General features: G+C 58.7%; 18 protein-coding genes. 5 read left to right on the forward strand and 13 right to left on the reverse strand.

Features of this window, described 5'->3' with window-relative positions; all coding sequences use genetic code 11:
• Positions 1–70: 70 nt before the first annotated feature.
• Together JFT81_RS29175 and JFT81_RS29180 are read right to left on the reverse strand one after the other, a co-directional pair.
• Positions 71–1,252, reverse strand: a complete 1,182-nt coding sequence (locus JFT81_RS29175) for a CaiB/BaiF CoA-transferase family protein (RefSeq protein WP_201231079.1) — start codon at positions 1,250–1,252, stop codon at positions 71–73.
• A 187-nt stretch (positions 1,253–1,439) separates the two neighbouring features.
• Positions 1,440–2,774: a dicarboxylate/amino acid:cation symporter gene (locus JFT81_RS29180; RefSeq protein ID WP_201231080.1), complete on the reverse strand. Its 1,335-nt coding sequence runs from the start codon at positions 2,772–2,774 to the stop codon at positions 1,440–1,442.
• A 353-nt stretch (positions 2,775–3,127) separates the two neighbouring features.
• Here JFT81_RS29180 and JFT81_RS29185 point away from each other — a divergent pair, with 353 nt between their 5' ends.
• On the forward strand, positions 3,128–4,126 hold the full coding sequence (locus tag JFT81_RS29185; protein ID WP_201231081.1) for an AraC family transcriptional regulator: 999 nt from the start codon (positions 3,128–3,130) through the stop codon (positions 4,124–4,126).
• A 570-nt stretch (positions 4,127–4,696) separates the two neighbouring features.
• Here the strand turns inward: JFT81_RS29185 and JFT81_RS29190 are convergent.
• The 3 genes from JFT81_RS29190 to JFT81_RS29200 form a co-directional block, all read right to left on the reverse strand.
• On the reverse strand, positions 4,697–6,043 hold the full coding sequence (locus JFT81_RS29190) for an ATP-binding protein (RefSeq protein WP_201231082.1): 1,347 nt from the start codon (positions 6,041–6,043) through the stop codon (positions 4,697–4,699).
• Positions 6,040–6,717 carry a response regulator transcription factor gene (locus JFT81_RS29195; RefSeq protein WP_201231083.1) on the reverse strand — a complete coding sequence of 226 codons (678 nt, stop codon included), beginning with the start codon at positions 6,715–6,717 and terminating at the stop codon, positions 6,040–6,042. Before JFT81_RS29195 ends, JFT81_RS29190 begins: the two co-directional genes overlap by 4 nt.
• A 157-nt stretch (positions 6,718–6,874) precedes the next feature.
• Complete coding sequence (locus JFT81_RS29200; protein ID WP_201231084.1) at positions 6,875–7,480, reverse strand: hypothetical protein; 606 nt, start codon at positions 7,478–7,480, stop codon at positions 6,875–6,877.
• Positions 7,481–7,622: 142 nt separating this feature from the next.
• On the opposite strand from JFT81_RS29200, the gene JFT81_RS29205 reads away from it, so the two are divergent.
• Together JFT81_RS29205 and JFT81_RS29210 are read left to right on the forward strand one after the other, a co-directional pair.
• Entirely contained in the window at positions 7,623–8,414 is a 792-nt protein-coding gene (locus JFT81_RS29205) for a dienelactone hydrolase family protein (protein ID WP_201231085.1), read from the forward strand.
• A 150-nt stretch (positions 8,415–8,564) separates the two neighbouring features.
• Positions 8,565–9,290, forward strand: a complete 726-nt coding sequence (locus tag JFT81_RS29210) for a 4'-phosphopantetheinyl transferase superfamily protein (protein ID WP_201231086.1) — start codon at positions 8,565–8,567, stop codon at positions 9,288–9,290.
• A gap of 115 nt (positions 9,291–9,405) precedes the next feature.
• Here the strand turns inward: JFT81_RS29210 and JFT81_RS29215 are convergent, their stop codons facing one another.
• Both JFT81_RS29215 and JFT81_RS29220 read right to left on the reverse strand, forming a co-directional pair.
• Positions 9,406–11,016 carry an ATP-binding protein gene (locus JFT81_RS29215; RefSeq protein WP_201231087.1) on the reverse strand — a complete coding sequence of 537 codons (1,611 nt, stop codon included), beginning with the start codon at positions 11,014–11,016 and terminating at the stop codon, positions 9,406–9,408.
• Positions 11,013–11,735 (reverse strand): response regulator, encoded by a 723-nt coding sequence (locus JFT81_RS29220; RefSeq protein WP_201231088.1) that lies wholly within the window; start codon positions 11,733–11,735, stop codon positions 11,013–11,015. Before JFT81_RS29220 ends, JFT81_RS29215 begins: the two co-directional genes overlap by 4 nt.
• A 757-nt stretch (positions 11,736–12,492) precedes the next feature.
• Here JFT81_RS29220 and JFT81_RS29225 point away from each other — a divergent pair.
• Positions 12,493–15,387 (forward strand): ribonucleoside-diphosphate reductase subunit alpha, encoded by a 2,895-nt coding sequence (locus JFT81_RS29225; protein WP_201231089.1) that lies wholly within the window; start codon positions 12,493–12,495, stop codon positions 15,385–15,387.
• 429 nt (positions 15,388–15,816) lie between these two features.
• Entirely contained in the window at positions 15,817–16,788 is a 972-nt protein-coding gene (locus tag JFT81_RS29230; RefSeq protein WP_201228302.1) for an IS110 family transposase, read from the forward strand.
• A gap of 575 nt (positions 16,789–17,363) precedes the next feature.
• Here the strand turns inward: JFT81_RS29230 and flgE are convergent.
• The 6 genes from flgE to JFT81_RS29260 form a co-directional block, all read right to left on the reverse strand.
• A complete protein-coding gene (gene flgE / locus JFT81_RS29235; RefSeq protein WP_201231090.1) occupies positions 17,364–18,704 on the reverse strand; it encodes a flagellar hook protein FlgE in 1,341 nt (446 codons plus the stop codon).
• Between the two features lie 30 nt (positions 18,705–18,734).
• Positions 18,735–19,460, reverse strand: coding sequence for a flagellar hook assembly protein FlgD (gene flgD / locus JFT81_RS29240; RefSeq protein ID WP_201147838.1), 726 nt, complete (start codon positions 19,458–19,460; stop codon positions 18,735–18,737).
• Positions 19,461–19,475: 15 nt separating this feature from the next.
• Positions 19,476–19,919, reverse strand: coding sequence for a flagellar basal body rod protein FlgC (gene flgC, locus JFT81_RS29245; RefSeq protein WP_003227217.1), 444 nt, complete (start codon positions 19,917–19,919; stop codon positions 19,476–19,478).
• Between the two features lie 3 nt (positions 19,920–19,922).
• Complete coding sequence (flgB, locus tag JFT81_RS29250; RefSeq protein WP_053122819.1) at positions 19,923–20,330, reverse strand: flagellar basal body rod protein FlgB; 408 nt, start codon at positions 20,328–20,330, stop codon at positions 19,923–19,925.
• Positions 20,331–20,700: 370 nt separating this feature from the next.
• Positions 20,701–21,528: a protein-glutamate O-methyltransferase CheR gene (gene cheR, locus JFT81_RS29255; protein WP_201147836.1), complete on the reverse strand. Its 828-nt coding sequence runs from the start codon at positions 21,526–21,528 to the stop codon at positions 20,701–20,703.
• A gap of 46 nt (positions 21,529–21,574) precedes the next feature.
• Positions 21,575–22,507 carry a chemotaxis protein CheV gene (locus tag JFT81_RS29260; protein WP_201147835.1) on the reverse strand — a complete coding sequence of 311 codons (933 nt, stop codon included), beginning with the start codon at positions 22,505–22,507 and terminating at the stop codon, positions 21,575–21,577.
• Between the last annotated feature and the right edge of the window lie 75 nt (positions 22,508–22,582).

Here is a 22,582-nt window from a genome sequence, read left to right on the forward strand (position 1 = left end):
GGCTCGCTCCCACCTTGAAATGCATTCACCTGTGGGAGTGAGCCTGCTCGCGAAAGAGCCGGTATAGGCGCTAGAGAATGACCTTGGCTGAACGCAATTCAGCAATCCGCTCAGGACTAAATCCCAACTCCGCCAACACCTGATCCGTATGCTGCCCCAACACCGCGCCAACATGCCGCGGCGCCGGCAACGCCTCGGAAAACTTCAATGGACAGGCCATCTGCGCCTGCGCCGTGCCATCCCCACGCGGCACCTGCGTCACCAGTTCACGCGCCTGCAACTGCGGATGGCGCACGGCCTCACCGACACTCAACACCGGCTCGACACACGCATCGATCCCAGCGAATAGCTCGCACAGTTCAGTAAAATCATGCTTCTCGAACTCGACCTTCAACGCCTCTTTCAACGCTTGCTGCTGCTCGGGCCTGGGTGACAACCCCTGCGCCGCCAACTCCGGCCGCCCCAGTGCCGAACACAGTTGTTGCATGAACCCCGGCTCCAGACTGCCCACCGACATCCAGCGCCCATCCCGCGAACGGTAATAGTCGTAAAAGCTGCCGCCATTGAGCATCTGATCTTCCCACTCAGGCTCAACGCCACAAGCCAGATAACCCGCACCGGCCATGGCATTCAGGCTGAACGCGCAATCGGTCATGCTCACGTCCAGGTGCGTGCCCTGCCCGCTCTGTTGTCGGGCAATTACCGCCGCGAGCAGACCGATCACGCCATGCAGCGAGCCGCCGGCGATATCCGCCACCTGCATGCCCAGCGGCAACGGCCCGCTGTCGGCGCGGCCGGTGTAGCTGGAGAGCCCGGCCAGCGCCAGGTAATTGATGTCGTGCCCGGCGCGATCCTTGTACGGCCCGGTCTGGCCGTAACCGGTGATCGATACGTAAATCAGCTTCGGGTTGATCGCCTTCAACGCTTCGTAACCCAGGCCCAGACGCTCCATCACACCGGGGCGAAATTGCTCCAGGACGATGTCGTAATCGGCCAGCAACTGCTTGATCACGTTCAGCGCCTCGGGCTGCTTCAGGTCCAGCGCCAGGCTGCGTTTATTGCGGTTCAGATACGCATGACTGGCCGATACCCCACCATCGTGCGGCGGCAAGACCCGCAGCAGATCCATGCGCGTCGGCGATTCGATACGCAGTACCTCGGCGCCCATGTCCGCCAGCAACAGCGAGGCGAAGGGGCCGGGCAACAACGTCGAGAAATCGAGAATCTTCAGTGAGGCCAGCGGTGCAGACATGGGCAAGCTCCTTGGACGATGCACTCAGCCTAGGCAGCCATTGCCGATGCAGCAATCACCGGATATGTCAGCGGGTGTGACCGTTACGCTCAAATCGCAGGCAATAAAAAACCTGCCAAAGCAGGTTTTTCAGTCCATCTGTGGCGAGGGAGCAAGCTCCCCCGCCACAGGATGTTACCCAATGCAGTTACTTGACGCTGCTCGGGGTTGGGCCTTCAGCCACACCCAGGTCATCTTCAGGGCGGGTATCAGCGATACCGCGGCCACCCGAAGCCAGTTCGGCGTCGAGTACGTCGGTGTCCAGCTCTTTGACCCACTTGGCTACGACGATGGTCGCCACAGCGTTACCGACCAGGTTGGTCAGTGCACGTGCTTCGGACATGAAGCGGTCGATACCGAGGATCAGCGCCAAACCGGCCACCGGCAGATGACCTACCGCCGACAGGGTCGCTGCCAGCACGATGAAGCCCGAACCGGTCACACCGGCTGCGCCTTTGGAGGACAGCAGCAACACCACCAGCAGAGTGATCTGGTGAGTGATGTCCATGTGCGTGTCGGTTGCCTGAGCAATGAACACGGCGGCCATGGTCAGGTAGATCGCGGTACCGTCGAGGTTGAACGAGTAACCGGTCGGGATCACCAGACCCACTACCGATTTCTTCGCGCCCAGACGCTCCATCTTGATCAGCATGCGTGGCAGTACCGATTCCGACGACGAGGTGCCGAGGACGATCAGCAGCTCTTCACGGATGTAGCGGATCATCTTCAGTACGCTGAAGCCATGAGCGCGGGCGATACCGCCGAGCACGATCAGCACGAACAGCAGGCAAGTGATGTAGAAGCAGATCATCAGTTGACCCAGTTGCACCAGCGAGCCGACACCGTAGGCACCGATGGTGAACGCCATCGCACCGAAGGCACCGATTGGCGCGAGCTTCATGATCATGTTGATGATGTTGAACATCACGTGAGCGAAGCGATCGATGAAGTCGAGGATCGGCTTGCCGTAGGCACCCAGGCGGTGCAGGGCGAAACCGAAGATCACCGAGAACATCAGCACTTGCAGGATGTCGCCCGTAGCGAACGCGCCGACGATAGTGGTCGGGATCACGTTGAGCAGGAAGCCGACAACGCTCTGGTCAGCGCCAGCTGCGACGTAGGAGGCGACTTTCGAGGCATCGAGGGTAGCAACGTCGATGTGCATGCCGTTGCCCGGCTGCACGATGTTGACCACGACCAGACCGACCAGCAGAGCGATGGTCGAGACGATTTCGAAGTACAGGAGTGCGTAACCACCGGTCTTGCCGACAGACTTCATGCTCTGCATGCCGGCGATGCCGCTGACCACGGTGCAGAAGATGATTGGAGCGATGATCATTTTGATCAGTTTGATGAACCCGTCACCCAGCGGCTTTACGGCCACACCGAACTGCGGGTAGTAATGACCGAGCGCGATACCGATGATGATTGCGATGATCACCTGGAAATACAGGGATTTGTACAGTGGCTGACGAGTCGTCATTGCATGTTTCCTCAAGAGCCCCGCGTGGCAACATCCATCTGTTACGCCGCGAAACCTGAATTGCGAACCCTCCTGCACTGGAGGGATTTGTTGTTGGAGCGGCGTTTTCCGGACGGGATAAACGCACGCTTCTGTCGCTTTTAATCGCAAACGCCGTGCCACTTTGGTGCATTTCGCAGCAAGCCTTTTGACATCAAGGGCTGCAGGCCTTTTCAGTGTCACCGTTTGGTGACTTGTATGTGGCGGATTTCCGCCAACTCGCCGTTTCTCGTCCTACAATTTGGCGGAAATCCGCCTTGTTGCTCAAACCGCCCCCGGCTACCATCCGGCGCCAGAGGAAGGATTTGCCGCTTATGCGCGAACGCACCATCGCCAGTCATTTCGCCCGTGCCGCCCTCGGTGGCGCACGCCGCCTGGGGTTCGACTATTCGGGCCTGCTGCTGCAATTGGGCATCAACCCGGAATTGCTCGACGAGCCTCGCGCACGCCTCGCGCCCGAACAGTTCACTCAGTTGATCCAAGGCCTGTGGCTGGCGCTGGACGATGAATACCTGGGTTTCGGCAACGCACCGAGCAAGCCCGGCAGCTTCGCGATGATGTGCCACGCCTCGATCCACTGCCGCAATCTGGAGAAGGCTCTGCAACGTGGTTTATTGTTTTATAGCTTATTCCCGCAGGGCCCGCGCCTGACCCTGAGCCGCGAAGACGAATGGGTGCGTTTGAGCCTCGATGATTCGCAATTGTGGGATCCGGATCACTTTCTCACCGAGAGTTTGCTGGTGATCTGGCATCGGCTTGGCAGTTGGCTGATTGGCCAGCGGATTCGCCTGGAACAGGTGACATTCAGCTATCCGCGCCCCGAGCACGGGGCTGAATACGATTTGCTGTTCCCTTGCCCGATGATGTTCGGCAGCGAGCAGAGCAGCCTGCTGTTTCACAGCCGTTATCTGTCCATGCCGTTGTTACAGGACGAACGCACGCTCAAGCATTTCCTCGAACGCTCCCCCGCCGACTTGCTTTCACGCCCGGACGATGGCGACAGCCTGACCAGCCGCTTGCGCCGTTTGCTCAGCCGCGACAGTGCGAGTTGGCCGGATCTTGAGGCAGTGGCGGCGCATATGCATATCAGCCCGCAGACGTTGCGTCGGCATTTGCGTGAGGAAGGCAGCAGTTTTCAGGAGTTGAAGGATCAGTTGCGGCGGGATATCGCCATTTATCATTTGGGGCGGGCGGATCTGTCGTTGCAGCAGATTGCCGAGCAGTTGGGGTTTTCCGAGCCTTCGGCGTTTCACCGCGCTTTCAAGAAGTGGACGGGGCTGACTCCGGGGGCTTATCGGGCGCAGGAGCAGTGAGGGGGAATGGAGGATTCTGCGGCCTGAAACAGCTTGGGGGGTTGGGGTTTGGATTTGGGTTTGGGTTTGGGTTTGGGGGCATATCCGTTGCTGCGGTTAGGGCTTCTTGCGGTTTCGCTCTTACAGCGACTCACTTTTCCAAACGCCGAAAAGCAAGGCAAAAGGCTTGCCCCCCGGCGTACGGCACTTCGCCGAGGCTCAGTGTTCGGGCTGAAGATCAAGAGCCCCTCACCCTAGCTCTCCCAAAACGTCGAACCGCCCGTAGGGAGAGGGGACTGACCGAGATGTTTGGGAGAGTTACGCCGACGTGAAATACCGAGTCGAACTCAGATTCTGAAAGGCTCACAAATCGGCTCCCTCTCCTCGGGGAGAGGGCTGGGGTGAGGGGGCAAACCCAACACATGCCGTGGCGAGGGGATTTATCCCCGTTCGGCGGCGCAGCCGTCGTAAGACCGGTGAACTCGATCTGTCTGAAACGCTTGAGATCCTGGGGGCTGCTGCGCAACCCAACGGGGATAAATCCCCTCGCCACAAGGGAGATGAGTTGGGTCAAAAAACCAGCCCCCACCCTCAAACCGCAGGAAAATGAATCCTGAATGCCGCCCCACCCATCGGCGAATCACCCAGCGCCAGTTTGGCGTTGTAGCTTTCGATAATGTCCTTGACCACCGCCAACCCGATCCCCTGCCCCGGATGCTGGGCATCCAGCCGCTCACCGCGCTCAAGAATCCGCGCACGCTGATCCGGCGGCACCCCCGGGCCGTCATCCTCCACACACAGCTCAACCCCGGCGAGACTTTCGCGCACGCTGATGCGCACCTCGCCCAGACACAGCCGATAAGCGTTTTCCAGCAAGTTACCCATCATCTCGAGCAACGCACCCTGCTCGATCGGCACGTAGCAATGCTCGGGCAGATCAAACGCCACGCGCACGCGTTTGTCGCGGTAGACCTTGTCCAGCGTGTCACAGAGGCTTTTCAGTACGGGTTGCAGGCGCACCTGATGGCGCACCAGACCGCTTTTGCGCAAGCTCGCGCGTTGCAGTTGATAGCTGATCTGCTGGCTCATGCGCTCGATCTGACTTTGCAGCACCCAGGCCTGATCGCGATCTTCGGGGCGTTGAGCCATGTCCTCACTGACGCCTTGCAGCACCGCCAACGGGGTTTTCAGGCTGTGGGCGAGATCGTCGAGCGAGTCGCGATAACGACTGCGCTGCTGACGCTCACTGAGCAGCAAACGGTTGAGCGAGCCGGTCAGGCGCAACAGCTCACGCGGGTGTTGTTCGGTGAGACTTTCGCGGGTGCCGCCTTCGATTTCGTCGAGTTCCTGACTCAGTCGACGCAAGGCTTTGAGGCCCCAGGTCAGGCCGATCCATAGCAGCGCCAGCAAAACCAGCAAGGCCGCGCCGAAACCCAGATAGAGATTCTCGCGCAAGCCTTCGAGGGTGCTTTCGTACTCGCGCACCGGTTGCAGGGCGACGATGCTGAACGCCGCACTTTTACCGCCGAGCAGTTTGACTTCAACGTCATAGACGAAGAATTCCTGACCGTTGGCCTCGCGGATCCGCGCGAACTCGTTGCCAAGGCCGTCGTAGCGCGGCTTGTAATTGATCTGCTCTTCCTGGGTGGCTTTCGAGCGCCAGACCAGATGCCCTTCGCGGTCGTAGATGTAACCGAGCAAGCGGAAGTCAGTGAGATTGAAGCGTTCATCCGGTAGCTGGTTGGGCATTACCAGTCGACCGTTTTCAATGCGCGCGGCAGAGATCAGCGTGGTGACGTCAGAGGCCAAACGCTGTTCGATCGAATCCTGCAACGCGAGGCTGAAGGCGCCCTGCATCGCCGGGAGCAAGGCGAGCATGAACAACACCGCCAACGTGGTGGCGGCGAGCATCAGCCGGACGCGAAGCGAACGAATCAAGTGCAGCGCTCATTGAACAGGTAGCCAAGGCCGCGCACGGTGTCGATCGGTTTGAAACCGGCAGGCCCTTCGAGTTTGCGGCGCAGGCGGCCGACCAACACTTCGATGACGTTCGGATCGCGCTCGTCGTCGTCCGGGTAGAGCTGCTCCATCAAACGATCCTTGGGCACCACTTGCTGGTGGTGACGCATGAGGTATTCGAGGATGCGATATTCGTAAGCGGTCAGTGCCAGCGGTTGTTCGTCGAGGGTGGCCTGTTTGCGATTGAGGTCGAGCAGCAACGGGCCCGCGACGATAGTCGACTGGGTGAAACCGCTGGAGCGGCGCAGCAACGCATTCAGGCGCGCATCGAGTTCTTCGAACTGGAACGGTTTCACCACATAGTCGTCGGCGCCAGCCGCGAGGCCTTCAACCTTGTCCTGCCAGTTACCGCGCGCGGTGAGGATCAGGATCGGGAAGGTCTTGCCGCCGTTGCGCAACTCGCGGATCAGGTCGAGACCGCCCATGCCCGGCAGACCGAGATCGATCACCGCCAGATCAAAGTTGAACTGTCCGGTCTGATACAGCGCCTCTTCGGCATTGGCCACGGACTCGACCACGTGACCGCTCTCCGTGAGGCGGGTTTGCAGGTGATGACGCAACAGCGCTTCATCTTCGACGACCAACAGTTTCATAACACTCTCCCGGGTAAATCAGAATCTCCAGAAACACACCTGCAGCAGCAAAGCTTGCTCGCGCAAGCGGTGGATCAGTCAGTGAGATATCGACTGATCCACCGCTTGCGCGAGCAAGCTCTGCTCCTACAATGATTTCGCTAAGGCGAACCGCTCCTTAGAAATTGTAGTTAGCCGACAGGTAAGTCTGCGCGCTGCTGTTCAAATCCAGCGAGCCTTGTTTGCTGCCGCCACTTTCTTTCATCTCGGTGCTGGCGTTGCTCATCAGGTAACGGTAACCGAGTTCCACCGAGGTGTTTTGCGAGACTTGCTGCAACACACCGAATTGACCGCCGACCGCGTAACCGATGTCGCTGTCACGGCTGTAGCCTGGCGAGTCCTGGGTCAACTTGGTCAGACCGGCAGTCGCACCGCCGAACAGTTTGGTGCTGCCACCTACTGGATAGAACAGATCGTAGCTGCCCAGCAAGTTTTCCTGACGCAGTTTAATGCCATTGTGCGAACCGGACACGTTGTCGTAGGTGGCGTAGTAGCGACCTTGCGAGTTTTGCTGGCCGAGGCGCACACCGTAGGTGTTGTTGCCGTCAATCGCGCCAGTAGCGTTAGGGTGGTCGAGGTTGTCGTTCAGCGCGTTGGACTTTTTAACCTTGTCGCTGGTCTGGCCGAACGTCAGGCCGGCGAAGTTCGAAGTAGTGTCGGCGTGGGCCGCGATGCTGGAGCCCAACAGGGTAAAAGCCAGCAGCAGTTTGTTTAAACGAGTCATTGAGTTTCCTCTTTCACAGTGCTGTTTGGGTATGGCGCAAGGTTACTGACCCTCCCCTGTACCGCCCCTGAACACTCTCTGAACCTGACCTGAATCAAATGAACTAGGCTGTTTTGACCCTTTATTGTCAGGAGACCCCACCATGCGTTTGTTTCTCGCCCTCACCTTGCTGGCCGTCAGCGGCCTCACTCAAGCTGCGATCAAGACCCAGGAAATCCCGTACCAGAGCGCCGATGGCACGAAGCTGATCGGTTATTACGCCTATGACGACGCAATCAAGGGCAAGCGCCCGGGCATCGTCGTTGTGCATGAATGGTGGGGCCTGAACGATTACGCCAAGCGCCGTGCACGCGATCTCGCCGAACTCGGCTACAGCGCTCTGGCGATTGATATGTATGGCGAAGGCAAGAACACCGAGCACCCGAAAGATGCGATGGCGTTCATGCAAGCGGTGAACAAGGATGCCGACGCGGCCAGTAAACGCTTCGCGGCCGGGCTGGATCTGTTGAAGAAACAGCCGCAGACCGACGTGAATAAACTCGCGGCCATCGGTTATTGCTTTGGCGGTGGTGTGGTGCTGAATGCTGCGCGTCAGGGTGTGCCGCTGTTGGGCGTGGTGAGTTTCCATGGCGCGCTGGCGACCAACACGCCAGCCAAGCCTGGCAGTGTGAAGGCGAAAATCCTGGTGGAGCACGGTGCGCTGGACAGCATGGTGACGCCGGACAACGTCACCGCGTTCAAGAGTGAAATGGACAAAGCGGGTGCCGACTATAAGTTCGTCAGTCTGGATGGCGCCAAGCACGGCTTTACCAACCCGGACGCTGATCGCTTGAGCCATGGCGAACACGGTGGCCCGGACATCGGGTACAACAAGGCGGCGGATGAAAAGTCCTGGGCGGACATGAAAGCGTTCTTCCAGAAAATCTTCAGCTGATCAGAGACACCGCGGCGCGGCTATCGCGAGCAGGCTCACTCCCACAGGGGATTTTCTGGGCGGCATAGATCCCGTGTGGGAGCGAGCCTGCTCGCGAAAGCTTCACCGCCAATCTCGACCTTGGCCCGACTAACCGGCAAAATGCCCGCCATGAATCTCACCCCCGCCCTGCCCGCCTGCTGCACCGCGCTAGACAGCCATTGGCCGTTGCCCACGGTGTTGCCCGATACCGTGCTGCTCAGCACTCATTTCGATCCGTCCCGACTGCTCGGCGATGACTTTCAGCGCAGCGCCGTCGTTGCACCGCCAAGCATTCAGCGTTCAGTGGCCAAGCGTCAGGCAGAATTCCTCGCCGGGCGGATCTGCGCCCGCGCGGCGTTGCAGCAATTGGAAGGCTCGGACGTGGTGCCGGCGATTGGCGAAGATCGTGCGCCGGTATGGCCGGCGCATATCTGCGGTTCGATCACCCACAGCACCGGTCGGGCGGCGGCGATTGTTGCCAATAAGCAGCACTGGCGCGGCCTGGGTATGGATCTTGAGAACCTGCTCAACGCCGAACGTGCCGAGCGCCTGGCGGGGGAAATCCTTACACCGGCAGAAATGCAGCGCATGTCTGCGGGCTCGCGGGATCAACTGGCGTTGTGGGTCACGCTGACGTTTTCAGTGAAAGAGAGTTTGTTCAAGGCGCTGTACCCGATAGTGCAGAAGCGCTTTTATTTCGAGCATGCTGAAGTACTGGAGTGGACGGCGGCCGGAGAGGTGAGATTGCGCCTGTTGACGGACTTGTCTGCCGAATGGCGTAACGGCACGGAACTGGAGGCGCAGTTCGGGGTTCAGGACGGGAAGTTGTTGAGTCTGGTCAGCATCCACGCCTGAAATCATTCGGCGTCTGTTAAGACCGCTTCGCGAGCAGGCTCGCTCCCACATTGAAATACGTTCCCTTGTGGGAGCGAGCCTGCTCGCGAAGAGGCCAGCCCCGCCACCACACATCTCAACGGCGTTCCTGATTGCGCGGCCAGCTCAGACTGAAGCACGCCCCACCCAGGCTCTTGCTCTTGCCGATGATCGCCCGGCCGTCATGCCAATGGATGATCCGCCGCACAATCGACAATCCCAGGCCATGCCCGCCAGACGCCCGCGTACGACTGTCGTCCAGACGCAGAAACGGCGTAAAGATCCGCTCCCACGCCACTTCCGGCACACCCGGCCCGTCATCCTCGACGTCGACCCGACAGCGCAATTGGCCGACCTGATAACTCACCGTCACTTTCGAATGCGCATGGCGCATCGCGTTGCCCACCAGGTTCTGCAGCGCGCGGTGCAGATATCGCGGCTCGGCTTCGACCCAGGCATCGTCGTTATCGGCGGAGGACAAACACAGCCCTCGCTGCACGGTGACCTCGGCGCGCAACGGCGCCAGCTCCTCGATCACTTGATTGACCAGTGCATCAAGGTCGATGCGCTGGAACGTCAGCGCTGGCGAACCCTGTTCCAGCCGCGCATAAGTAAGCATTTCATCGACCAGCTTATCGAGGTCCTCGATGTCGTGATCCATGCCTTCACGGTACTTTTCCAGCGCTTGCGGGGTGGTCGCCGAGCCGATCATCTCCAGGCCGAAACGCAGACGCGCCACTGGCGTACGCAGTTCATGGGACACCGCCCGCACCAGTTCACGCTGGATCGCGAGCAACTGCTGCAAGTGCTCGGCCATGCCATTGAACGCCGACGCCAGGCGCCCGACCGAGTCGGCACCGCGCGCCGGCACGCGGGTTTCCAGGCTACCCTTGGCGATTCGTGTGGCCGCCGCTTCAAGACCGCGCAACCGCCGTTCGAGCTGACGCACCAGCAGATAAACGATGAGGCCGATCAAGCTCAGCCCCAGCGCGGCGATCAACACCAGCCACTCCGGCGGATACGGATTCATCTGATACAGCGGCCCGATTTCCAGGACCCACGGCGTACCGACCATGCCGGCAAACACCCGGATCGAATCACCGCCCTTGCCCAGCGCCATCACCGTATCGCCCTCGGACACGCGACGACTTTGATCTTCATCCATATCGGCGTCATTCACCGTGACCAATCGCAGGTCGAAACCGAAGCCTTTGTCTTCCTTTAATTGCGCCAAGCGCTTGGGCTGCTCGCCAACCGGCACGCGCACCAGTTCGTCGGCCAACAGGTAAATCGTCGCACGGGCCAGTTGTTCACTGATCTGCTGCACCTCGCCGGTCAGCACCAGTTGCTCTTTGTCACTGACCAATCGATAAACCTTTGCCGCATGCGGCCCGGTCTGCTCGACCAGCGCCTGGCCGCGCTGCACACGGGTGCGCTGAGTCAGATCGAGATTGGTTTCGTTGAATTTTTTCAGCGCCAACGGGATCCCCAACAGACGCTCCCACACCAGCAACGCGCGATGACGTTCAGTGTCGTTCATCGGTTGCAGATTGTCGGCCATCAGCGAGAACGTGCCATGGGCCAGACGCTCGCGGTATTGCTCGCTGCGCACTTGGTTGAGCAGGTTCAGCGCCAGCACGCCGAGCACCGCCACCAGAATCAGCGCTGCGCACATGCCGCCGTAGATGCGCAGAAAGATCGAGTTCACAGCGCCAGGTCTGCGCAGGCTTCCGGCACGAACAGATAACCTTTGCTGCGGATGGTCTTGATCAGGCGCGGATGGTCGGGGTCGTCGCCAATTTTCGGGCGGATGCGCGAGATGCGTACGTCGATGGAGCGATCCTGACCGTCGTAGCCGATGCCGCGCAGTGCGGTGAAGATTTCTTCGCGGGACAGAATGCGCCCGGCGTTGGCAACCAGCAGCCAGAGCAGATCGAATTCGGCACTGGTCAGTTCGATGCTGTTGTCGCTCAGCCAGGCTTCGCGCAAAGCGTTGTCGACCAGCAGCGGGCCGAATTGCAGGCGACGGGATTTTTCCGCGACCGGCTCGGCTGTGTCACTGCGTCGCAGCAACGCTTGAATTCGCGCCAGCAACAGTCGTGGGCGCACCGGTTTGCAGACGTAATCGTCGGCACCGAGGTCGAGGCCCTGAATCTGGTCGGCATCATCCGTGCGCGCGGTGAGCATCAGAATCGGCCCGTCGTAGTGGTCGCGCACCTTGCGACAGATGCTCAGGCCATCTTCGCCGGGCAACATCAGGTCGAGGATCACCAGATCCGGCTGCTCCTTGATGATCCGCGCCGCCGCCAGCGCACCGTTGCCTTCGATTTCCACACGCAGTCCATTGGCTTGCAGGTAGTCGCGCGTGAGTTCGGCCAGTCGCTGGTCATCCTCGACGATCAATACCTGCCAGGCTTGTTGCTCCACCGGTGACCTCTGCTTTCTATTTTTTATTGATAAAGAAGACTATTGCCCGCCAGACACGGTACGCCTCCCGTCTTTTTGTCATGTTTCGGGAGGATAAAAATGCGTTCACATGGCCCGATTGTATAAACGGCGTACAGCCAGAACACAAGTCGGTAAATGCGTTCGGACAAGGCGCTTTTTTGTGATAGGGTTCGCGCCCTTAAAAATCCGCTGAAGCGTTTTTCCAGGCGAAAAAACAGTGACAAACGGTCTAGCTCAGCAGGTCCGCGGCCTACACGGGAATTCCCTGTTTCACCCACAATTTACGCACAGGGTTATCCACAGGCTGTCCGTTGCAATTCGCCCCCAAAACGCATTATCTTGTAGCCCGCGCTCTAAAAAACCCTACATGTAGGGTTTTGTGCAAAAAACCAAACACAAACCGGACAGTGAATTCAAGGCTTTTAATTGCCATTGTCGGGTTGAACCAAACGTATTTTCACAAGCCCAAACCGCGCCTGCGGATGGCTACCGTTTTTCCGTCGTACGCGACGATAACGGTACGGGTGTTGCAGTCCGAAACTGCTCCCCGAAAGGAATGCGGTTTCACGCGTATCGCGTGCACCGAAGACTTCGGCATGGAAGCGGCGCTCACAAGGCCCCTTCCTGAACTGTCCCGAAGTCGTTATACCCGGCGCGTGCCGGTTGTAGTGCTTCAGGACGGAACGGTGGGCACCGTGATGGTGCCCAAACAAACATAGAGAACGTGGAGACACCCATGCAAACCGACACAACTCGCGAGAACCCGCAGGGCACCTTGCCGCAGGCCGCCGATTCGAATTCGGATCTGGCAGCCACCGCGCCTGGTCAACTGCGCGTGATCAAGCGCAATGGCACTGTCGTTCCTTACACCGATGACAAGATCACCGTCGCTATCACCAAAGCGTTTCTCGCAGTTGAGGGCGGCACCGCTGCCGCTTCGTCGCGAATCCACGACACCGTTGCGCGCCTGACCGAACAAGTCACCGCGACCTTCAAGCGTCGCATGCCTTCTGGCGGCACCATCCACATCGAAGAAATCCAGGACCAGGTCGAACTGGCCCTGATGCGTGCCGGCGAGCAGAAAGTCGCTCGCGACTACGTGATCTATCGCGACGGTCGTTCGAAAGAACGCGCCGCTCACGCCCCGGCTGCCGAAGCGGTCAACGCTCACCCGTCGATCCGCATCACTCGTGCCGACGGTAGCCTGGCGCCGCTGGACATGGGCCGCCTGAACACCATCGTTACCGAAGCCTGCGAAGGTCTGGAAGAAGTCGACGGCGACCTGATCCAGCGCGAAACCCTGAAGAACCTGTACGACGGCGTGGCCCTGACCGACGTCAACACCGCGCTGGTGATGACCGCGCGCACTCTGGTTGAGCGTGAGCCGAACTACTCGTTCGTCACCGCCCGCCTGCTGATGGACACCCTGCGTGCCGAAGGCCTGGGCTTCCTTGGCGTGGCCGAGAGCGCCACTCACCACGAAATGGTCGACATGTACGCCAAGGCACTGCCGGCCTACATCGCCAAAGGTATCGAGTTCGAACTGCTGAACCCTGTGCTGGCCACCTTCGACCTGGAAAAACTGGGCAAGGCGATCAACCACGAGCGCGATCAGCAATTCACCTACCTGGGCCTGCAGACCCTGTACGACCGTTACTTCATCCACAAGGATGGTATTCGTTTCGAACTGCCGCAGATCTTCTTCATGCGCGTGGCCATGGGCCTGGCAATCGAAGAGAAGAACAAAGAAGATCGTGCGATCGAGTTCTACAACCTGCTGTCGTCCTTCGACTACATGTCGTCGACGCCGACCCTGTTCAACGCCGGTACCCTGCGTCCACAGCTGTCGAGCTGCTACCTGACCACCGTGCCGGATGACCTGTCGGGCATCTATCACGCGATCCACGACAACGCCATGTTGTCGAAATTCGCTGGTGGCCTGGGCAACGACTGGACGCCGGTGCGTGCACTGGGTTCGTACATCAAAGGCACCAACGGCAAGTCGCAAGGCGTGGTTCCGTTCCTCAAAGTAGTGAACGACACCGCTGTAGCCGTTAACCAGGGTGGCAAGCGCAAAGGCGCTGTCTGTGCCTACCTGGAAACCTGGCACATGGACATCGAAGAGTTCATCGAACTGCGCAAGAACACCGGTGATGATCGTCGTCGTACCCACGACATGAACACTGCCAACTGGATCCCTGACCTGTTCATGAAGCGTGTCTTCGATGACGGCAAATGGACCCTGTTCTCGCCATCCGAAGTACCGGACCTGCACGACCTGACCGGTAAAGCCTTCGAAGAGCGCTACGAGTACTACGAAGCCCTGTCCGAGTACCCGGGCAAGATCAAGCTGTTCAAGACCATCCAGGCCAAAGACCTGTGGCGCAAAATGCTTTCCATGCTGTTTGAAACCGGCCACCCATGGCTGACCTTCAAAGACCCGTGCAACCTGCGTAGCCCGCAGCAGCACGTCGGCGTGGTTCACAGCTCGAACCTGTGCACCGAGATCACCTTGAACACCAACAAGGACGAGATCGCCGTTTGCAACCTGGGCTCGATCAACCTGCCGAACCACATCGTCAACGGCAAGCTGGACACCGCCAAGCTGGAACGCACCGTGAACACCGCCGTTCGCATGCTCGATAACGTTATCGACATCAACTATTACTCGGTGCCACAAGCGAAGAACTCCAACTTCAAGCACCGTCCGGTCGGTCTGGGCATCATGGGCTTCCAGGACGCTCTGTACCTGCAGCACATCCCTTACGGTTCCGACGCTGCCGTCGAGTTCGCCGACAAGTCGATGGAAGCGGTCAGCTACTACGCGATCCAGGCCTCCTGCGACCTGGCCGACGAGCGCGGCGCGTACGAGACGTTCCAGGGTTCGCTGTGGTCCAAAGGCATCCTGCCACTGGATTCGCAACAGATCCTGATCGAGCAACGTGGCCAGAAGTACATCGACGTTGACCTGAACGAATCCCTGGACTGGGCACCGGTTCGCGCCCGTGTACAGAAAGGCATTCGTAACTCGAACATCATGGCCATCGCACCGACCGCGACCATCGCCAACATCACTGGCGTATCGCAGTCGATCGAACCGACCTACCAGAACCTCTATGTGAAATCGAACCTGTCGGGCGAATTCACCGTGATCAACCCGTACCTGGTTCGCGACCTCAAGGCTCGCGGTCTGTGGGACTCGGTCATGATCAACGACCTGAAGTACTACGACGGTTCGGTTCAGCAGATCGAGCGCATCCCGCAAGAACTCAAAGAGCTCTACGCGACTGCCTTCGAAGTGGACACCAAGTGGATCGTTGACGCGGCCAGCCGTCGTCAGAAGTGGATCGACCAGGCCCAGTCGCTGAACCTGTACATCGCCGGTGCCTCGGGCAAGAAGCTCGACGTGACCTACCGCATGGCCTGGTACCGTGGTCTGAAAACCACTTACTACCTCCGTGCCCTGGCCGCGACCAGCACCGAGAAGTCGACCATCAACACCGGCAAGCTGAACGCTGTATCCAGCGGCGGCAACCACGGCGACGATTCGGTATTGGCAGCACCTGCCGGTCCGGCACCAGTGCCAAAGGCTTGCGCGATCGACGAGCCGGATTGCGAAGCTTGCCAATAAGCTGAGCGGAGTCAGGCGTTGCAAGACGCTTGATGCTTTCCAGGCAAAAGAAACCCCCGACAGACTTGTGGTTTGTCGGGGGTTTTCTTTGGCCTGAGAAAAACAAAAGCCGACCGCACGATCTTCCACTGCTCAACGGGGTGAGCGATACAGCCAAAGCGGATCAAAAGATCGCAGCCTTCGGCAGCTCCTTGTATCTCGACTATCGCTCCGTCAGGAGCGATAGTTCTCGACTGATCATCGAGGGAGGGACTTGGAAGCCGTGCAGCTCCTTAGGCTTTTTGCCTGTGATGTAGATCGTGCTCCTGCCCTCCACACTCACTCATATAGTTCGAACGGTATCTTGGGCCCGTCTTTGGCGAGAGCCCGCATTCGCAAGGTTGGACAGAGTGCAGTGATGATCGAAAACGGATCAATGGAGAGACAGTCATGTCCAATTTCGTCGGCGTCGATATCGCTAAAAACACCTTTGATATCGCCACTCACCTGCCAAACGGTAAACACAAAACCAAAGCCAAACTGGCCAACGACCCGAAGGGTTTCAAAGAGTTTGAAGCTTGGCTGAACAAGCAGGTCGAGCCTTCGTCCCTGATCGTGATGGAAGCCACCAGCGTGTATCACCTGGAACTTGCCGAGTTTGTTTACAACAGGGGCTACCGGGTCTGTGTTGTAAATCCGTCCACGACCAGCGCTTACGCCGGCAGCGAGTTACGCCGGATCAAAACCGACAAAAGCGACGCCAAACTGATCGCTGACTTTGCTCGGGAAAAGGCTGAGAAGCTTCAACTGTGGGCGCCGGAGCCGTTGAAGTATCGCCAGCTAAAGGCGATGGTGCGGCGGTTGGACGACCTTCAGGAGATGGAGCGAATGGAGCTCAATCGACTGGATGTGTCCGACGAGAAGGTCAAAGACTCGATCAACTCTGTGCTGCGCCACATCGAAAAAGAGATCGCTGAAACGCACAAGGCGATCAAAAAACACATCGACGATGACCCGGACATGCGCCAGATGCGTGACTTGATCGTCACCATCGACGGCATCGGACAGAAAACGCTTGAACGGCTGCTGGCCGAACTGGGCGACCTGCGCAAATATGACGATCCTCGCAAACTGGTCGCTGCCGCTGGGTTGAACCCAAAGCTTCAGGACTCAGGGGTGCTCAAGGGGCGAACTGTGATTTCGAAGATCGGCTCGGCACGGGTTCGGGCTGGTCTGTACATGCCAGGCTTGGTGGCGCTGAAGCACAACGAAGCGATAATCGCCATGAAGGATCGCCTGAAGGCCAACGGCAAGGCTCCCAAGCAGATCATCTGTGCAGCGATGCGCAAGCTGCTGCATTTCGTTTACGCCGTTCTAAAATCGGGCCAACCATTTGACCCGAAATTTGCACTTGCCCGATGAGGGGCAAGACGGTATCTACAGGGAATGAGTACAGCTGCCAGAGCTTGGTCGGCTGTCAGGCCGTTTTCGGGAGCGAGCCCCCTCCCACAGTTTGAGCCAGGTTCACCCGCGAGAGCTTGGTCGGCTGTCAGGCCGCCATCGCTGGCAAGCCAGCTCCCACAAAAAACAAGCACACCCCAAACGCGGCCATGCCGCCCCACTCAACACAATGAGCGTTAGCTCGAGTACCGCTCTTGATCTAGAAGGCCCGTCGGAAGGCTGAGTGGAGGGATTGATCCGGGGGTGGGAGCGCAGCGACCGTTTGGCGCAGCCAAATGCATCGAGAGGAGGTGCAGCGCAGCAAACCGTAGGCGATGCCCCCGGATCAATCCCGGAGCGAAGGAACCCGAGCCCCAGCGAGGGCCGTACGTCAGGGTAAGCCTTTTGGGTTACCTTTTCGGCGTTTGGAAAAGGTGACCCGCCGTAAGGGCGGAACCCTGATCAGCAACACCCGCAGCAACGGATATGCCCCCAAAACCCACCCACAAAAAAGCCCCTCAAAACGAGGGGCCCCTTTGCACAGCCAGAACCCGCAATCAGGTCATCTGAATGATGGTCTGCATGATGGTGCTCTGAGTCGAAATAGTCTTCGCGTTCGCCTGATAGTTGCTCTGGCCTTTGATCAGATCCACCAGCTCGTTGGTCAGGTTAACGTTCGACTCTTCCAGCGAGTTGGAAGCGATCGAACCCAAGGTACCGGTTTCCGGTGCATCGTAGCCAGGGATACCCGAAGCGAACGTCTCTTTCCAGCTGGTGCCACCGATTGCTTGCAGGCCTTGTTCGTTGGTGAAGCTGGCCAGTGCAACCTGGCCGATGGCCTTGCTCTGGTTGTTGCTGAAGTTGGCGAACAGCGTACCGGTGCCGTCGATGGTCAGGTTGGTGATCTGGCCAGTGGCGTAACCATCCTGAGTCGGGATCGAACGCGCGGTGTCAGCGTTGTACTGAGTGGTCTTGGCCATGGAGATGGTCACACCAGCCGTGTTGGCCGCTGCACCGTTAGGCGTGAATTTGCCGTTGGTCACGGTGCCTGGCTTCCAGCCGGTCAGCGTCAAGTCGCTGCTGAGGATCGGCTTGAGGGGGTCCAGCGGGTTTGGCGTGCTGACCTGAGTCAAATTGCCAGAGCTGTCAAATGTCAGTGTCGAAGCAACCGGAGGAGTAGCAGGATCGCTTGGATCGCTACCGGTAGCGTCCGGATTGCGCCCATCTACCAGGGTGTAAACCTTCCAGGTATTGTCATCAGTCTTCACAAAGTACTGATCCATGACGTGCGAGTTGCCCTGAGTGTCATAGATCGGGGTACTGAACGACTTGGTGTACGTCGCCAGCTTGGTCGGATCGAACACAACAGCGTTGGTGCCCGTATCGACGATTTTTGTTGCCGAGGAGTTCAAGTTGATACTCGAAGTCACCAGCGAAGTCGACTTAGGCGCCAGGTTCGAAGTATCGATTTTCAGGTCAGTCAACACGCCATTGATGATCTTGCCGTTGGCATCCACACCGTAGCCTTGCAGGCGCGAGGTGTAATCGGTGTTGGTGATGAAGCCCTGATCGTCAACCTTGAACGTACCGGCACGGGTGTAGGACACCGAGCCGTTGTTGCTCATGGTGAAGAAACCCGAACCGTTGATGCCCATGTCCAACACGTTACCGGTGTTGTTGATGTCACCCTGGGTGAACTGCTGGGAAACGTTGGCAAGGCGCACACCGTTGCCGATCACTTTGCTGCCGCTGCCCAGGCGAGTGGCCGAGTACACGTCTTCGAATTCTGCGCGGGACGATTTGAAACCGGCGGTTGCGACGTTGGCGATGTTGTTGCCGGTCACGTCCAGTTGTTTGTTGGCTGCATAGAGACCGCTAAGGCCGATATTGAAAGACATATTCCACTCCTTTGTGCCGGTTAGTCGGCTCTATATACCAATGGTTTGTACTTTGGACAGGGCAACGGTGCCCTTGCCGGACAGGTTGAGCATCAGCTCGCCGCCGGTCTGGCTGATCGTCACGCTGGTGACGGTGGCCGGCAGGTAGGTCGCCATATCGGTCGAGGTACCATTGATCGATGCGTTGGCCTTAACGGTATAAGTACCGGTCTTGACCACATTGCCGTCCTTGTCCTTGCCGTCCCAGGTGAAGCTCGCGCTGCCTGCGGCACGACTGCCCAGATCGATGGTGCGAACCACCGTGCCGCTGCTGTCGGTAATGCTGACGGTACCGCCGGCAATCGACGATGGAACGGTGACCGAACCGGTCATGCCTTTGCTCGGATCGTCGAGCTGAACCGAGTTGGTCTGCACAATCACGTTGCGACCGACCAGCGACGATGCCTGCAACGCTTGCGACGAGTTGTAGTTGCCGGCCAGCGAGCTGACAGTGCTGTTAAGCGTGGTGATGCCTTCCAGGCTGCTGAACTGCGCCAACTGCGCCACGAATGCGCTGTTGTCTTGCGGATCAAGCGGGTTCTGGTTTTTCAGCTGGGTAACCAGCAGTTGCAGGAACGCGTCCTTGCCCAGAGCCTGGCCGCCGGTGGAGCTGTTAGTGGCCGAAGCAATGCCATCGGCTGTCGAACTGGTCTTTTTCGACGAGTTCGCCAGGATGTCATTCATGCTCAGGGAGCTGGTGGTATCGGAAACACTCATGGCAATCGCCCCTTATTACTGACCGAGGGTCAGTACCTTCTGCATCATGGTTTTCGCGGTGTTCATCATTTCGGCGTTGGTCTGGAACGAACGGCTCGCGGAAATCATGTCAGCCATTTCTTCCACCACGTTGACGTTCGGGTAGTAGACGTAGCCTTTGGCATCGGCCGCCGGATGGTTCGGTTCGTAACGCGCTTCAAGGTTGCTCTGGTCTTCGACCACACCGAGCACCTGCACGCCTTGACCGGCGGCATCCTGACTCTGGAACAGCGAGTTGCTGCCGCTGTTCTGGCCGCCCTGGAACATGGTGGCGAACACCGGGTGACGGGCGCGATAGGTCTGGTCGATGCTCGACGAGACGGTTTCGGCGTTGGCGATGTTCGAGGCCACGGTGTTCAGACGCGTGGTCTGTGCGCTCATGCCGCTGCCGGCAATGTTGAAAACGCTGGACAGGGACATGGATTACTCTCCGCGCAAGGCTGACACCAGCCCTTTGAATTTGCTGTTGAGCAGGGTGAAGCTGGCCTGGAAACCGACCGCGTTTTCCGCGTAATTCGATTGCTCAAGCTGGGCGTCCACGGTGTTCTGGTCAATCGACGGTTGCATCGGCGTGCGATACAGCAGCGATTCGTCGCCATTGCCCAGACCTTCTGCCTCGATGTGACGGCTATTGGTCATGTTCAGGGCGATAGTGCCGTTGGCGTTCTTCTGGGTCTGTGCTTCAAGCACTTTGGAGAAGTCCAGATCCCGAGCCTTGTAGTTCGGGGTATCGGCGTTGGCGATGTTGTTCGCCAGGACTTCGGCACGCTGGGCGCGGAAGCCAAGAGCCTTTTCGTGAATGCCGAGCGCTTTATCGAAGCTGATGCTCATGTCGGGAACCTTCGGGTGACCGGTTTTTCGTAACTGAGCTTTAGCAAGCCGCGTGCCAATGCGAGAAACACCCGGAAACCGGGGCTTTGCCGGGAGTCGGCAAAGCGGCAATGCCAGAAAAGCGGCAACTGGTTTCCGCCGAATGCCGCTTTTCTGCCGCTTGCCTCCCTTGCCAGGTCAACGCAGATCCCCGTGGTAGCGAGCCTGCTCGCGAGGGCTATGTGCCAGTCGGCAATTGTTTTTCTGACAGGCCGCCTTCGCGAGCAGGCTCGCTCCCACAGGGGGATTTGTGCTGTTCGTGGGAAATTGTTCAGGCATAAAAAAACGGCAGACCTTTGCGGGCCTGCCGTTTTTTGTGTTGCCGCTGCAATCATTTCGCCTGGTAGATGATCCCCGGGCTGCACTGAACCATCTGGTAATGATCCGGCAAACCGTTCAACGCTTCGGAAGCGCCAAGGAACAGATAACCGCCCGGCTTCAACGTACTGTGAATGCGCAACAGGATGTCTTTCTTCACTTCCGCAGAGAAGTAGATCAACACGTTGCGGCAGAACACGATGTCGAACTTGCCCAGGGCGGCGTAGCTGTCGAGCAAGTTGAACGAGCGGAACTCCACTCGGTTCTTGATCGGCGCCTTGATCACCCAACGCCCCGGCCCTTTCGGGTCGAAGTAACGCTGCAGGCGTTCCGGCGACAAACCGCGACCGATCGCCAGGCTGTCGTACTCGCCAGTCTTGCAGTTGGTCAGCATCAGGCCGGACAGATCAGTGGCAACGATCTGCACACCCATCTTCAACTGGCCCAGGTTGCTGCGTTCGAACTCGTCGATCGACATCGACAGCGAGTACGGCTCCTGACCCGACGAACAAGCCGCCGACCAGATCCGCAGACGCTGGTTCGGCGCAGCCTTGATCGCTTCAGGCAATACCTTGTTCTTCAAGACTTCAAACGGATAGGTATCACGAAACCACAGGGTTTCGTTGGTCGTCATGGCATCGACCACCTGCTCGCGCAAACCACTGCGCGGCTGGGTCTGGATGCGCTGAACCAGCTCACCCAGGGACTTGATGCCTTGCTGCTCCATCAGTTTGTTGAGACGGCTCGAGACCAGGTACTGCTTGTTTTCACCGAGCAAAATGCCACAGGCTTTTTCCAGGAAGACCCGGAACTGTTCGAAATCCAAATTACCCGTAGACAATGATGCCGCCTCTTAAATCGTGTTGACCGCCAGGGGCAAAAGGCCCCTAGCTGATATCTGCTGCTTTGATCCGGTCGACTACCCGGGATGCCAGGTCATCAGGGCGGAATTTGGCCAGGAAGTCATCGGCACCGACTTTCTTGACCATCGCCTGATTGAATACCCCGGACAACGAAGTATGCAGGATGATATGAAGCTTTTGCATGCGCGGGTCGCCGCGGATCTCCGCCGTCAGGGTGTACCCGTCCATCTCCGGCATCTCGATGTCGGAGATCATCATCAGGAACTCTTCTTCCGGCTTCTTGCCTTCATCGACCAGCTTGCGCAGGTAATCCAGCGCCTGCTTGCCGTCGTTCAACGCCACGACTTCGACGCCGATCGTTTGCAGACAGCGCGTAACCTGTTTGCGTGCCACCGACGAGTCATCGACCGTCAGCACTCGCAGCGACAACGCTTTGGTCTGGGTCTCGACATCGACCACGCCCACCGAAATCGCTTCCGGCGTCGGCGCAACTTCCGCCAGCACCTTCTCGACGTCGATGATTTCGACTAACTGATTGTCCACCCGAGTCACAGCGGTCAGATAATGATCGCGACCCGTGCCCTTGGGCGGCGGATGAATCTCTTCCCAGTTCATGTTGACGATGCGCTCCACCGAGCGGACCAGGAAACCCTGGGTCTTGGTGTTGTACTCCGTGATGATCACGAACGGATTGTTCTTGTCTTTCAACGCTCCGGAACCGGTCGCCATTGCCAGATCAAGGATCGGAATGGTCGCCCCCCGAATATTCGCCACCCCGCACACGACAGGACTGGACTTGGGCATCAACGTCAGCGACGGGCATTGCAGCACTTCCCGTACTTTGAACACGTTGATTCCATAGAGCTGCTGACCGTCGAGACGGAACAACAACAGCTCCAGGCGATTCTGCCCCACCAGTTGCGTGCGCTGGTTCACCGAATCCATTACACCAGCCATGCCCAGACTCCTACATCAACGCCAAGTGTTGTTGCGACGCACATTCATTGCTAAACGGCACGGCGCTTGCTTTTT

The organism is Pseudomonas sp. TH43 (assembly GCF_016650635.1).
Taxonomy (GTDB): Bacteria; Pseudomonadota; Gammaproteobacteria; order Pseudomonadales; family Pseudomonadaceae; genus Aquipseudomonas.

Bases quoted from the DNA above. Each gene is read 5' to 3' on its own strand.
- JFT81_RS29175 (WP_201231079.1), bottom strand. From the start codon at position 1,252: ATGTCTGCACCGCTGGCCTCACTGAAGATTCTCGATTTCTCGACGTTG.
- JFT81_RS29180 (WP_201231080.1), bottom strand. From the start codon at position 2,774: ATGACGACTCGTCAGCCACTGTACAAATCCCTGTATTTCCAGGTGATC.
- JFT81_RS29185 (WP_201231081.1), top strand. From the start codon at position 3,128: ATGCGCGAACGCACCATCGCCAGTCATTTCGCCCGTGCCGCCCTCGGT.
- JFT81_RS29195 (WP_201231083.1), bottom strand. From the start codon at position 6,717: ATGAAACTGTTGGTCGTCGAAGATGAAGCGCTGTTGCGTCATCACCTG.
- JFT81_RS29200 (WP_201231084.1), bottom strand. From the start codon at position 7,480: ATGACTCGTTTAAACAAACTGCTGCTGGCTTTTACCCTGTTGGGCTCC.
- JFT81_RS29205 (WP_201231085.1), top strand. From the start codon at position 7,623: ATGCGTTTGTTTCTCGCCCTCACCTTGCTGGCCGTCAGCGGCCTCACT.
- JFT81_RS29210 (WP_201231086.1), top strand. From the start codon at position 8,565: ATGAATCTCACCCCCGCCCTGCCCGCCTGCTGCACCGCGCTAGACAGC.
- JFT81_RS29225 (WP_201231089.1), top strand. From the start codon at position 12,493: ATGCAAACCGACACAACTCGCGAGAACCCGCAGGGCACCTTGCCGCAG.
- JFT81_RS29230 (WP_201228302.1), top strand. From the start codon at position 15,817: ATGTCCAATTTCGTCGGCGTCGATATCGCTAAAAACACCTTTGATATC.
- flgE (WP_201231090.1), bottom strand. From the start codon at position 18,704: ATGTCTTTCAATATCGGCCTTAGCGGTCTCTATGCAGCCAACAAACAA.
- flgD (WP_201147838.1), bottom strand. From the start codon at position 19,460: ATGAGTGTTTCCGATACCACCAGCTCCCTGAGCATGAATGACATCCTG.
- flgC (WP_003227217.1), bottom strand. From the start codon at position 19,919: ATGTCCCTGTCCAGCGTTTTCAACATTGCCGGCAGCGGCATGAGCGCA.
- flgB (WP_053122819.1), bottom strand. From the start codon at position 20,330: ATGAGCATCAGCTTCGATAAAGCGCTCGGCATTCACGAAAAGGCTCTT.
- JFT81_RS29260 (WP_201147835.1), bottom strand. From the start codon at position 22,507: ATGGCTGGTGTAATGGATTCGGTGAACCAGCGCACGCAACTGGTGGGG.